10 protein-coding genes are annotated in these 11,681 nt (G+C 71.8%); 2 read left to right on the top strand and 8 right to left on the bottom strand.

The features are described 5' to 3' along the window. Positions 1-132: 132 nt before the first annotated feature. A complete protein-coding gene (locus tag ACFXPK_RS00515; protein WP_385000270.1) occupies positions 133-678 on the bottom strand; it encodes an alkyl hydroperoxide reductase in 546 nt (181 codons plus the stop codon). 6 nt (positions 679-684) lie between these two features. Continuing rightward, positions 685-1,239 (bottom strand): peroxiredoxin, encoded by a 555-nt coding sequence (locus tag ACFXPK_RS00510; RefSeq protein WP_385000267.1) that lies wholly within the window; start codon positions 1,237-1,239, stop codon positions 685-687. Between the two features lie 133 nt (positions 1,240-1,372). Between ACFXPK_RS00510 and ACFXPK_RS00505 the strand changes: the two genes are divergently transcribed. Continuing rightward, positions 1,373-2,431: a LysR substrate-binding domain-containing protein gene (locus ACFXPK_RS00505; protein WP_385069993.1), complete on the top strand. Its 1,059-nt coding sequence runs from the start codon at positions 1,373-1,375 to the stop codon at positions 2,429-2,431. Positions 2,432-2,446: 15 nt separating this feature from the next. Here the strand turns inward: ACFXPK_RS00505 and ACFXPK_RS00500 are convergent, their stop codons facing one another. The 5 genes from ACFXPK_RS00500 to ACFXPK_RS00480 form a co-directional block, all read right to left on the bottom strand. Then, positions 2,447-4,876 (bottom strand): FtsX-like permease family protein, encoded by a 2,430-nt coding sequence (locus tag ACFXPK_RS00500; protein ID WP_385069990.1) that lies wholly within the window; start codon positions 4,874-4,876, stop codon positions 2,447-2,449. Further along, positions 4,873-5,613 carry an ABC transporter ATP-binding protein gene (locus tag ACFXPK_RS00495; RefSeq protein ID WP_385069988.1) on the bottom strand — a complete coding sequence of 247 codons (741 nt, stop codon included), beginning with the start codon at positions 5,611-5,613 and terminating at the stop codon, positions 4,873-4,875. The genes ACFXPK_RS00500 and ACFXPK_RS00495 overlap by 4 nt, the downstream gene beginning before the upstream one ends. Beyond that, positions 5,610-6,134 carry a PadR family transcriptional regulator gene (locus tag ACFXPK_RS00490; protein ID WP_385000255.1) on the bottom strand — a complete coding sequence of 175 codons (525 nt, stop codon included), beginning with the start codon at positions 6,132-6,134 and terminating at the stop codon, positions 5,610-5,612. The genes ACFXPK_RS00495 and ACFXPK_RS00490 overlap by 4 nt, the downstream gene beginning before the upstream one ends. A gap of 115 nt (positions 6,135-6,249) precedes the next feature. Further along, positions 6,250-6,546 carry a hypothetical protein gene (locus ACFXPK_RS00485; RefSeq protein WP_385069985.1) on the bottom strand — a complete coding sequence of 99 codons (297 nt, stop codon included), beginning with the start codon at positions 6,544-6,546 and terminating at the stop codon, positions 6,250-6,252. Then, positions 6,543-7,511: an SPFH domain-containing protein gene (locus ACFXPK_RS00480; RefSeq protein ID WP_385000249.1), complete on the bottom strand. Its 969-nt coding sequence runs from the start codon at positions 7,509-7,511 to the stop codon at positions 6,543-6,545. The genes ACFXPK_RS00485 and ACFXPK_RS00480 overlap by 4 nt, the downstream gene beginning before the upstream one ends. 271 nt (positions 7,512-7,782) lie before the next feature. On the opposite strand from ACFXPK_RS00480, the gene ACFXPK_RS00475 reads away from it, so the two are divergent. Then, complete coding sequence (locus ACFXPK_RS00475; RefSeq protein ID WP_385069982.1) at positions 7,783-10,011, top strand: transglycosylase domain-containing protein; 2,229 nt, start codon at positions 7,783-7,785, stop codon at positions 10,009-10,011. A gap of 135 nt (positions 10,012-10,146) precedes the next feature. Here the strand turns inward: ACFXPK_RS00475 and ACFXPK_RS00470 are convergent, their stop codons facing one another. Beyond that, on the bottom strand, positions 10,147-11,610 hold the full coding sequence (locus tag ACFXPK_RS00470; RefSeq protein ID WP_385069979.1) for a catalase: 1,464 nt from the start codon (positions 11,608-11,610) through the stop codon (positions 10,147-10,149). Between the last annotated feature and the right edge of the window lie 71 nt (positions 11,611-11,681).

The raw sequence follows: 11,681 nt of genomic DNA, 5'->3' as shown, positions 1-11,681 counted from the left end.
CCTCGCACCAGACTCCTCGCTTTGCGCGGGCCCGCTGCCCCCGCGACTCGCATCCGCCCCGGCCTCCGGCCCCGCCGCCCCGCCCCCCCGCGGGGGGGCGAGGACGCGTGACGGCCGTACGCGGTGGGGCGGTTACGCGGTGACGGTCTCCGCGAGGACCGCCTCGGCGTCCAGCGTCGTACCGACCGCCTGGATCACCGCGGCGATCTTGAAGGCTTCCTGGACCGTCTCGCGGTCCATGCCCGCCGAGCGCAGCACCTGCTCGTGCGAGTCGAGGCACTGGCCGCAGCCGTTGATGGCGGAGACGGCGAGCGACCACAGCTCGAAGTCGTCCTTCTCCACGCCCGGCCTGCCGATGACGTTCATCCGCAGTCCGGCGCGGAGCGTCCCGTACTCCGGGTCCGACAGCAGGTGCCGGGTCCGGTAGAAGACGTTGTTCATCGCCATGATCGCGGCGGCCGACTTGGCGGCGGTGTACGCCTCCGCGCTCAGGTTCTCCCTGGCCTCCGGCTCCAGCTCGCGCAGCACGCGCGGGGAGCGCGAGGCGATCGCGCAGGCCAGCACCGTGCCCCAGAGCCGCTGCTGCGACAGCTCGCTGTTGCCGATGACCGAACCGAGGTTCAGCTTCAGGTCCTTGGCGTACTCCGGCAGCGCCGACTTCAGCTCATCGAGTGACATCCGCGCTCACTCGCCCGACAGGAGCTTGACGGGGTCGAGCGTCGTCTCGCCCTTGGTCCAGTTGCACGGGCACAGCTCGTCGGTCTGGAGCGCGTCCAGGACCCGCAGGACCTCCTTGGGGTTACGGCCCACGGAACCGGCGGTCACCATCGTGAACTGGATCTCGTTGTTCGGGTCCACGATGAAGACGGCGCGCTGCGCGAAGCCGTCCTCGCCCTCGATGCCCAGGTCGCGCATCAGCTCGTGCTTGGAGTCCGCGAGCATCGGGAAGGGCAGGTCGGTCAGGTCCGGGTGGTCCTTGCGCCAGGCGTGGTGCACGAACTCCGAGTCGCCGGAGAAGCCGAGGATCTGGGCGTCACGGTCGGCGAACTCGTCGTTCAGCCGGCCGAAGGCCGCGATCTCCGTCGGGCACACGAAGGTGAAGTCCTTGGGCCACGCGAAGACGACGCGCCACTTGCCTTCGTACGTCTTGTTGTCGATCGTCGCGAACTCCTTGCCGCTCTCCAGCGAGACGCAGGCGGTCAGTTCGTACGAGGGGAACTTGTCACCAACAGTGAGCACGTGCTCTCCTTGCAGGGGAGGAAAGTACCTTTTGAGGCTTTCCAGGGGGTTGGGCTTATCACTGATGGTGGCACATTCGGTATTGATCACGGAAATAGCTAGACTCGGTCGCCGTGATCGGAGGTACCTATCAGTGGCCGTCGTACCAACTCCCCAGCGGGGGAAACAGCCCAGCCTGTCCCAGTTGCGCGCCTTCGCGGCCGTCGCGGAGCATCTCCACTTCCGGGACGCCGCGGCCGCCATCGGGATGAGCCAGCCCGCGCTCTCGGGCGCGCTCTCCGCGCTGGAGGAGGTCCTCGGCGTCCAGCTCGTGGAGCGTACGACCCGTAAGGTGCTGCTCTCCCCGGCGGGCGAACGGCTCGCGGAGCGCGCCGCCGCCGTCCTGCGCGAGGTGGGCGCGCTGCTGGACGAGGCCGAGGCGGTACGTGCCCCCTTCACCGGGGTACTGCGGCTCGGGGTCATCCCCACCGTGGCGCCGTACCTGCTGCCGACGGTGCTGCGGCTGGTGCGGGGGAGCTACCCGGACCTGGATCTCCAGGTGCACGAGGAGCAGACCGCGTCCCTGCTCGAAGGGCTGACCACGGGCCGCCTCGACCTGCTGCTGCTCGCCGTACCGCTCGGCCAGCCCACCGTCACCGAACTGCCGCTGTTCGACGAGGACTTCGTTCTGGTGGCCCCGGACGGCCACCCCCTGGCCGGCCGCCACGACCTGCCGCGCCAGGCGCTGCGCGAGCTTCCCCTGCTGCTCCTGGACGAGGGCCACTGCCTGCGCGACCAGGCCCTGGACATCTGCCGCGAGGCGGGCCGCACGGACGGCATCCCCGCGACGACCACCGCGGCGGGCCTCTCCACCCTGGTCCAACTCGTCGCGGGCGGACTGGGCGTGACGCTGCTGCCCCGTACCGCCGTCCAGGTCGAGACCGGCCGCAGCGGGCGGCTGGCCACCGCCTGCTTCGAGGCTCCGGCCCCCTCGCGCCGTATCGCGCTGGCCATGCGCACGGGCGCGGCCCGCGGCGAGGAGTTCGCGACGTTCGCGGAAGCGCTCAGGACCGCGCTGCGGGACCTTCCCGTACGGGTGGCCACGCCCCGGCCCGTACGGGACGACACCCCGCCCGCCGCGCCGCCCCACCCCGTACGGGACGCCCCTCAGGGCCCCGTACCGGGGCAGCGGCGGGCCTCCGGCAGGCTCTGAGCCGCCGGGGCCCCGTCATTCGGCGCGCAGGCCGTCCGGCCGGGTCAGCCGCCACAGCGCGGGCAGCGTGGCCACCGTCACCAGCAGAACGGCCCCCGCGCCCGCGCCGGCCAGCGGCAGACAGGACCACCATCCGGTGTACGGCTTGTCCATCAGGTCCAGCATGACGACCCCGAGGACCAGCCCGCCCGCCATCGCCAGCACCGTGCCGATCACCACCGGGACGGCGGTCTGCCAGAGCACCGACCACGCGAGGGTGGAGCGCCGGGTACCGAAGGCCGCCAGGACCGACAGCAGCCGCGCCCGCTCGCGCAGTTGCTCGATCTGCGCGACCAGCAGGGAGAGCGCGACCACCGCCATCGTCGCCGTACCGGCCGCCAGCAGCGCCGTCCCCGCGGTGTCGAACGCCTTGTCCCGTTCGACCACCTGGGCGCTCGACACCCGCAGGGACAGGTCCACCCGGGCGGCGGCGTCCCGTACCCGCTCCTCGGCGGCGGGGCTCCGGTCGGCCATCCGCACCATCGCGCGGGTCCGCCCGTCGGCCATCAGCCGCGCGTCCACCGCGGAGGGGGTGGCGAGGATGCCCGTCTGAGGGTCGCCGTGCGGGCCCCGCAGCGCCCGCACGGTACGGGCCGACGCGGGCAGGGTCCACAGCTCGGGCCGCGCGCCGCGCATATCGGAACGGGTGTCGAGGTCGACCGGCTCGCCGGGGCGGGCCGTCCGGTCGGCCCAGTCGTTCTGCTCCGCGTTCCCGGGGATGTGCGCGACGAAGGTGTCCCCGTCGCGGCAGGACGGCAGCGCCGCCACTTGGCGCAGGCCCGCGCAGGAGGCGACCGTCAGGCTGCTGATGGGCCGGCTCCCTCCTTCCGGTACGGGTCCCGGCCGCGCCACGTACGTCTCGATGAGGGCGAGGACCGTCCGTACCTCGGGCAGCGCCTCCAGACGGCCGGTCAGCCGGGCGGCCAGCGCCGGATCTCCGTACGGGGCGTCGACGGCGAGGAGCGAGCGGACCGTGTCCTCGTCGGTGGCCCCGCGGAAGCCCTGGTGGACGCCCGCGAACAGCATCTGGAGCGCGACGGCGCCCGCGACCGCCACGGTGATCCCGCTCACCGCGCGCGCCGCCGCACCGCCGCCGAGCTGGAGCCGGCGCACGGCGAGCTGCCAGGACACCGGGCCGCCGCCGCGCAGCCGGGCCACCGACGCGTCGACCAGCCAGGGCAGCAGCGCGGTCAGCCCGATCAGCAGCAGGGCCGCGCCGACCGCGACCGGATACGGGTCGACATACGCGTGGTCGTCCCCCGGGAGGCGCTCGGCGTCCACGGACGTCCGCGTCCGGATCAGCACGGCGAGCCCCACGGCCGGGAAGAGCAGCCGCCACCAGAGCCGCCGACGCCGCTGCCCGGCGCCCCGGACGACGCCCAGGGGTTCGATGGTGACCGCGCGCAGCGCGAGCAGCGTCACGGCGACCGCCAGCGCCGGTACGGCCACCACGATCAGCGCGGCGACGGCGGGGACGGGCACGATGTCGGCGGGGAACGCGCTGAGGTTCCACACCTGGACCCCGCCCGCGAACCGCCGCAGCAGCAGGAAGAGCACGCCGCCGGTCAGCAGCCCGAGGACCGCGCCGAACAGGGCCTCCCCGGCGGCGATGCGCCGGGTCGTCCCGATGTCGGCGCCCACCAGCCGCAGCGCGGCGAGCCTGCGGTCCCTGCGCTCGCCGCCGAACCGGACGGCGGTGGCCATGAAGACGGTCACCGGCACGAGCAGGACGACACAGATCAGGGTGATCAGCGTCATCAGCACGGCGTCCGCTTCCTCCGGGGCGGTGTCGAAGCCGTAACCGGCCGTCCGCTGACCGCCCTTGGCAGGAGTGACGGTGTCGCTGCCCGCGTAGAAGAGGAGTTCGGAGGGGTCGGTCAGACCGCGCTCGCCGATCGTGGCGACGACCCGGTGGCCGAGGCGCTCCGTCAGCCGCGCGCCGTCCGGCGAGGCGAGCAGGTCCCGCAGGGCGGGGGAGACCGCCATGTCGCCGGGGCCCGGCAGTTCGGCGACGCCGGGCGGCACCGGCGGGTGGGCGCCGTCGGGGCGGAGCAGTTGGCCGCGGACGGTGTCGCCGCGGTACTCGTTGGTCACGTCGAGACGGACGAGCGTGGCGTCCGTAGGGGGGACCGGGGAGAGGGACGTGACGTCGGCGGGGGCGCGGGCGTTCTCGCGCTCGGCCCGCGCGCCGATCACCTGCGGTACGGACGCGGCGAAGAGGAGCAGGGCGACCCCGAGGCCGACCCCGAGGGCGGTCAGGGTGGTACGGGTCCACCCCTCGCGCCCGCCGGCCGCGGCGAACCGTACGCCCATCGCCAGATCGCGCGCCCAGCGCACCGGACGACCCGGGGGAGCGGGCGGGGACGCGGGGCGGGGCGGGGACGCGGGAGGGCTCTGGACGGTCATCCCGCGGGGTCCTGGCGGTACGCCGGGGCGGGTTCCGGGGCGTGCGCGGGCGCGTGCACCGGGTCGTGCGCCCTGCCGTCGCGTACGACGACCTCGCGGTCCGAGTACGCGGCCACCCGCGCCTCGTGGGTGACCAGGACGACGGCCGCGCCGGTCGATCGGGCCGCCTCGCTCAGCAGCTCCATCACCCGCTCGCCGTTGAGGGAGTCGAGCGCCCCGGTCGGCTCGTCCGCGAAGATCACGCGCGGTGCGGTGACCAGGGAGCGGGCGACCGCGACGCGCTGGCTCTGGCCGCCGGACACCTCGGCGGGCCGCTTGGCCGCCACGTCGGCGACCTCCAGCCGCTCCAGCCACTCCAGCGCGGCGCGCTGGGCGTCCTTGCGCCGGGCGCCGGCCAGACGCAGCGGAAGCGCCACGTTCTCCGCGCAGGTCAGCTCCGGTACGAGCTGCCCGAACTGGAAGACGAAGCCGAACTCGGTACGGCGCAGGGCGGAGCGCTCGGCGTCGGCCAGGGCGGTCAGGTCGCGGCCCCGGTAGGTGAGGGTGCCCGAGTCGGGGCGGACGATCCCGGCGAGGCAGTGCAGCAGGGTCGACTTGCCGGAGCCCGAGGGGCCCAGGACGGCGACGACCTCGCCGGGGCCGAGCGAGAACGCCGCCCCGTCGAGGGCGGCGGTCGCGCCGTACGTCTTGCGCAGCGCGCGGGCGACGAGCAGGGGGCCCGCGCCGGCGGATGTCATGGCCCGACCTCGGCGGCGAGCCGGTCCAGCCGGGCCGCGACCAGTTCGAGCCAGCGCAGATCGGCTTCGAGGTGGAAGAGCGCGTGGTCGCAGATGAGCTGGTCGGCGAAGTCGCCGTCGCGCTTGCGGGCGGTCAGCTCGCGCATCATCCGCAGATGCTCGGCGCGCTGGGTGTCGAGCAGGCTCTGGGCGCTGCGGCCGGTGAGCAGCGCGATGACGACCTTCGTGTAGAGGGTCGACTGGAGGTACGGCTGCGGGCTCTCCGGCCGGTCGAGCCACTGCTCGACATCGGTGACCCCGGCGTCGGTGATGGCGTACCGCTTGCGCTCGGGGCCGCCGCCGCTCTCGACGCCGTCGACGGCGACGAGCCCGTTCTTCAGCAGCCGGGACATGGTCGAGTAGACCTGTCCGTAGTGGAGGGGGCGGTCCTGGCCGAACTGGTCGTCGAAGGCCCGCTTGAGGTCGTAGCCGTGGCGTGGCCCCGACTCCAGGAGTCCGAGGAGGGTGTGGCCGATTGACATGGACCGCACTCTACAGCGTGTGTATAGCGCGGCCTCTGGGCCGGGAGGCACCCGGTCCCCGGCCCCCGGGGCGGGGTCGCCGGTACGGTGCGGGGCCCGAGGAGCCCCGTACCGCCTACTCGGCCTCCCGGGCCTCCCGGGGATCCCCTGGCTCCTGCCGTGCCTTGGGCGGGCGGCCCCGGCGCGGGATCGGGGCCGCGTTGCCAGGGAGCCGGCCCGCCTCGCCCAGGGCGCGGCGGAGCAGGAACTCGATCTGCGCGTTGGCGCTGCGCAGCTCGTCGGAGGCCCAGCGCGCCAGCGCGTCGTACACCGTCGGGTCCAGGCGCAGCAGCACCTGCTTGCGCTCCGGCCGGCCGCCGGGCGCGCGGCCCCGCGCGGCCGCCGGTTCGGGTCCCTGCTCGCCCCCGGTCACTGGTAGAGCGTGCCCGTGTTCACGACCGGCTGCGCGGCGCGGTCCCCGCACAGGACGACGAGCAGATTGCTCACCATCGCCGCCTTGCGCTCCGAGTCCAGCTCGACGATGTCCTGTTCGGTGAGGCGGGTCAGCGCCGCCTCGACCATGCCGACCGCGCCGTCCACGATCAGCCGGCGGGCCGCGACGACGGCGCCCGCCTGCTGGCGCTGGAGCATCGCCGAGGCGATCTCGGGCGCGTACGCGAGGTGCGTGAAGCGGGACTCGATGATCTGGACCCCGGCCGCCTCCACCCGGGCGTGCAGCTCGACGGCGAGCTTCTCGGTGATCTCCTCGGCGTTGCCGCGCAGCGAGAGCCCGGCCTCCTCGTGGGCGTCGTACGGGTACTCGATGGCGATGTGCCGTACGGCCGCCTCGGTCTGCGTGGAGACGAACTCCAGGAAGTTGTCCACCTCGAACGTGGCCCGCGCGGTGTCCTCGACCTTCCAGACCACGACCGCCGCCAGCTCGATCGGGTTGCCGTAGGCGTCGTTGACCTTGAGGACGGCCGTCTCGTGGTTCCGTACCCGCGTCGAGATCTCGGTGCGGGAGGTCAGCGGGTTGACCCAGCGCAGTCCGTCGGTACGGATCGTGCCGCGGTAGCGCCCGAAGAGCTGGACGACCCGTGCCTCGCCCGGCGCGACCATGTTCAGCCCGCCCATCGCGAAGAGCGCGCCGATCGCGACCAGGACACCGAGGATGATCAATACCGCCTTCGCGCCGCCCGAGCCGGCCGCGGCGCCCGCGACGACCAGGACCACGCCGACGACGACACCGACCAGGCCGAGGAGGAGCGCGAGCCCGCCGCCGATGCTGTGCGCCGGGAATTCCCGCACCTGTGGCTCGGGGATCTCCGGAGCGCCGTCGGGGGTTCCCGCGGTGTCCGGTGCGCCGGGTGTGCCGGTACTCGTGCTGGTGGAGGCCATGTTCGTTCCCCGTTTCCGATCCGTCCCGCCGAGTGGCGGTCGCTATCAATGTGATTACACATTAACCCATCCGGCAACCCTTTGGCGCTCAGAGGAGTCGGTTCCAGTGGGATGGGTGCTGATTGTCACGTCCCAAAAGACCGGATCGGTTGGCCTTTGTCACAGGCACCGGTGTTAGCTTTCTGAGCTGATTCCGGTGGGGGAGCGCCGTGAACGAGTCCGTACGGACGACCCGACAGGTGACCTGACACGAGAGCGGAGCGACACGGCGATGGGCCGAGCGGACGAGAGACTGGCCCGGCAGCGCGACGCGCGCCGGACGGGCCGCAAGGGCGGCATACGCCGCCTCTTCACGCTGCGGAAACTCCTCGGCACCTTCTTCGTCCTCTGCCTGCTCGGCATGGGCGGGCTGTTCGTGCTCTACATGGTCGTCCCGGTGCCCAGCGCCAACGCCCAGGCCGAGATGCAGAGCAACGTCTACAAGTACAGCGACGGCACGATCCTCGCCCGTACCGGACAGGTCAACCGTGAGATCGTCGGCCTGGACCAGATCCCCAAGCAGGTCCAGCGCACCTTCGTCGCCGCCGAGAACAAGTCCTTCTACAAGGACAACGGCATCGACCTGAAGGGCACGGCCCGCGGCGTCTTCAACACCCTGACCGGCAAGGGCAGGCAGGGCGGCTCGACCATCACCCAGCAGTACGTCAAGAACTACTACCTGAACCAGGACCAGACGGTCACCCGCAAGCTCAAGGAGCTGGTGATCTCCCTGAAGGTGGACCGGCAGAAGGAGAAGGACGAGATCCTCGCCGGGTACATCAACACGAGCTACTACGGACGCGGCGCGTACGGGATCCAGGCCGCGGCCCAGGCGTACTACGGCGTCGACGCGCCCAAGCTGAACGTGGCGCAGGGCGCCTACCTCGCCTCGCTGCTCCAGGCGCCCAACCAGTACAACTGGTCCGAGGCCACCGCCCGCGGCAAGCGGCTCGTGACCGAGCGGTGGAACTACGTACTCGACAACATGGTCGGACAGCGCTGGCTGGACGCCTCCGAGCGCTCCGGGCTGAAGTTCCCCGTGCCGAAGGAGCCCAAGGCGGCCCCGGGCATGGAGGGCCAGACCGGCTATCTCGTCGAGGCGGCGCAGGACGAACTGGCACGCCAGGGCGTCGACAAGGAGTCCATCGCCCAGGGCGGCTGGACGATCACCCTCAACATCGACAGGAAGCGGCAGCAGTCCCTGGTCAAGGCGGTCGACCGGGAGCTGGAGTCCAAGATCAACCGCAAGAAGAACGCCACGGACGCGACCGTCCAGGCCGGGGCGACCTCCGTCGACCCGAAGACCGGGCACGTGGTGGCGCTCTACGGCGGCGTGGGCGCGACCCAGCACTGGATATCCAACGCCACCCGCTCCGACTACCAGCCGGCCTCCACGTTCAAGCCCCTCGTGCTCACCTCCGCGCTGGAGAACGGCGCGGAGACCCAGGACGGCCGGAAGATCGACACCGGCACCGTCTACGACGGCACCAGCAAGCGTCCGGTCGAGGGCAGCGACACCCCCTTCGCCCCGGAGAACGAGGACGACCGGGACTACGGCGACGTCACCGTCCAGACCGCCATGAACCAGTCCATCAACTCCGTCTTCGCGCAGATGGTCGTGGACGTCGGGCCCGCCGCCGTCAAGAAGACCGCCCTGGCGATGGGCATGCGGGACAAGGGCTTCCCGGAGCGGCCCGCGATCACCCTCGGCACCATGAACGCCTCCACCTGGGACATGGCCGGGGTGTACGCGACGCTCGACAACCACGGCAAGAAGATCACGCCGTCGATCGTCAAGTCCGCCGACCACAAGGACCGTACGGTCGAACTCGCGGACCCGGTCGGCGACCAGGTCGTCGGCCGCGAGACCGCCGACACCGTCACCCATGTCCTCCAGGGCGTGGTCGACAACGGTTCGGGCCACGAGGCCGACACCACGGACTACGACGCGGCGGGCAAGACCGGCACCTCGGAGAACAACAAGTCCGCGTGGTTCGCCGGCTACACCCCGCGGCTCACCACGGTCGTCGCGCTGTTCGGCGAGTCGCCCAAGGACGGCGGCGGCCAGGTCACGCTGACCGGAACCGCCAACTCCGGCCGGGCCAACGGCGGTGGCTTCCCCGCCAGGATCTGGGCCGACTACACCCGCGGCGCGCTCGACGGCGGCTCCGACACCCCGTTCGACCTGGACGTCACGCAGCCCGTCAAGCCGACCCCGACGGTCGAGCCGTCCACCCCGACCCCGACCCCGACGCCGACCCCGACGCCCTCGAAGTCCGAGACCACCTCCCCGGATCCCGAGCCGTCCGTCACGACGAGCGAGCCCAGCATCCCGGATCCGCCCACCACGTCGCCGGTCTTCCCGACGCCCACCGACGACGTCACCCCCACCGACGGCGGGGAGACCGGCTTCCCCGGCGACGGGCCGACCAACACGGGACGGCCCCCGTGGGGCCAGTAGCGCACACGAGCGCGTAGGAGAGGGGCGGACACCCACCGGGTGCCCGCCCCTCTCCGTCCTCGCGTCTGCCAGGCGTCCTCGCGCGTGCCGGGCGTTCTCGCGCGTGCCGGGCGTCCTCGCGTCTGCCGGGCGCGCTCAGCCGCCGTTGGTCTTCTTGGCGATCCGGTCGCCGATCTCCTTGTCGATGTTCCGCCAGTACTGGAGCGCCCGGTCCACCACCGGACGGGTCACCCCCTGCGCGAGATGGCCGCTGACGTTCCCCACCAGCCGCTCACGCTGCGCGTCGTCGAACACCTGGCGCACCATCGTGCCCGGCTGGCCCCAGTCGTCGTCCTCGGCGTGCAGCTTGTACGCCTCGCGCACCATCTCGCCCGCCGAGGCCCACCCGGCCGGGTCCCCGAACCGCGCCACGTCGGCCGCCGGACCGCCGTACGAGTTCGGCGCGTACGGCATCGCCGCGCTGGACGCCTCGTACCGCATCGGACCGTCCTTGGCGTACGAGTGCACCTCCGAGCGCGCCCGGTTGGGCGGGAGCTGGGTGTAGTTGGGGCCGATCCGGTACCGGTGCGTGTCCGGGTACGAGAAGAGCCGACCGAGCAGCATCTTGTCCGGGGACGGGCCGATGCCGGGCACCAGGTTCGACGGTTCGAACGCGGCCTGTTCGATGTGGACGAAGAAGTTGTCCGGGTTCTGATTCAGGGTCATCCGGCCGACGTCGATCAGCGGGTAGTCGCCGTGCGGCCACACCTTGGTCAGGTCGAACGGGTTGAACCGGTAGGTGGCCGCGTCCTCGAACGGCATGATCTGGACCTTCAGGCTCCAGGTCGGCGCGTTCCCGGACTCGATCGACTCGTACAGATCCCTGCGGTGGTGGTCGCCGTCCGAGCCGGCCATCTCGTCGGCCTCGGCCTGCGGGAGGAAGTCGATGCCCTGGTCGGTCTTGAAGTGGTACTTCACCCAGAACCGCTCGCCCGCGCCGTTCACCCACATATAGGTGTGCGAGCTGTAGCCGTTCATGTGCCGGAACGACTTCGGGATGCCCCGGTCGCCCATCAGCCACGTCACCTGGTGCGCGGACTCGGGCGACAGCGTCCAGAAGTCCCACTGCATGTCGTTGCTGCGCAGACCGGTCGCCGGATGGCGCTTCTGCGAGCGGATGAAGTCCTGGAACTTGATCGGGTCGCGGACGAAGAAGACCGGCGTGTTGTTGCCGACCATGTCGTAATTGCCGTGCTCCGTGTAGAACTTCAGCGCGAAGCCGCGCGGGTCGCGCCAGGTGTCGGGCGACCCCAGCTCCCCCGCGACGGTGGAGAAGCGGGCCAGCATGTCCGTACGCCGGCCGGGCTGGAAGAGGTCGGCCTTGGTGAACTGGCTGACGTCGTTCGTCACTTCGAAGAAGCCGTACGCGCCCGCGCCCTTGGCGTGCACCACACGCTCGGGGACCCGTTCACGGTTGAACTGGGCCATCTTCTCGATGAGGTAGTGATCCTGGAGCAGGATGGGACCGTCGGAGCTGATGGTGAGCGAGTGCTCGTCGCTCTCCACCGGGATACCGACGTTGTTGGTCGTGTACGGCGTCTTGGGGGATGAGGCGGCCACGATATGTCCTCCCGTCGGGGGTCGGGGAGCCGAGGCCCGGAGGTCCGGGGAGGTCCCCGATACGTCCCGGG

This window comes from Streptomyces sp. NPDC059142, from assembly GCF_042755665.1.
Classification (GTDB): Bacteria; Actinomycetota; Actinomycetes; order Streptomycetales; family Streptomycetaceae; genus Streptomyces.
Note: the sequence above shows the minus strand (reverse complement) of the source record. Positions and strands in the feature narration are given on the sequence as shown.

Excerpts from the sequence above, each read along its gene's own strand:
- ACFXPK_RS00515 (WP_385000270.1), bottom strand. The coding sequence starts at position 678 with ATGTCACTCGATGAGCTGAAGTCGGCGCTGCCGGAGTACGCCAAGGAC.
- ACFXPK_RS00500 (WP_385069990.1), bottom strand. The coding sequence starts at position 4,876 with ATGACCGTCCAGAGCCCTCCCGCGTCCCCGCCCCGCCCCGCGTCCCCG.
- ACFXPK_RS00495 (WP_385069988.1), bottom strand. The coding sequence starts at position 5,613 with ATGACATCCGCCGGCGCGGGCCCCCTGCTCGTCGCCCGCGCGCTGCGC.
- ACFXPK_RS00490 (WP_385000255.1), bottom strand. The coding sequence starts at position 6,134 with ATGTCAATCGGCCACACCCTCCTCGGACTCCTGGAGTCGGGGCCACGC.
- ACFXPK_RS00480 (WP_385000249.1), bottom strand. The coding sequence starts at position 7,511 with ATGGCCTCCACCAGCACGAGTACCGGCACACCCGGCGCACCGGACACC.
- ACFXPK_RS00475 (WP_385069982.1), top strand. The coding sequence starts at position 7,783 with ATGGGCCGAGCGGACGAGAGACTGGCCCGGCAGCGCGACGCGCGCCGG.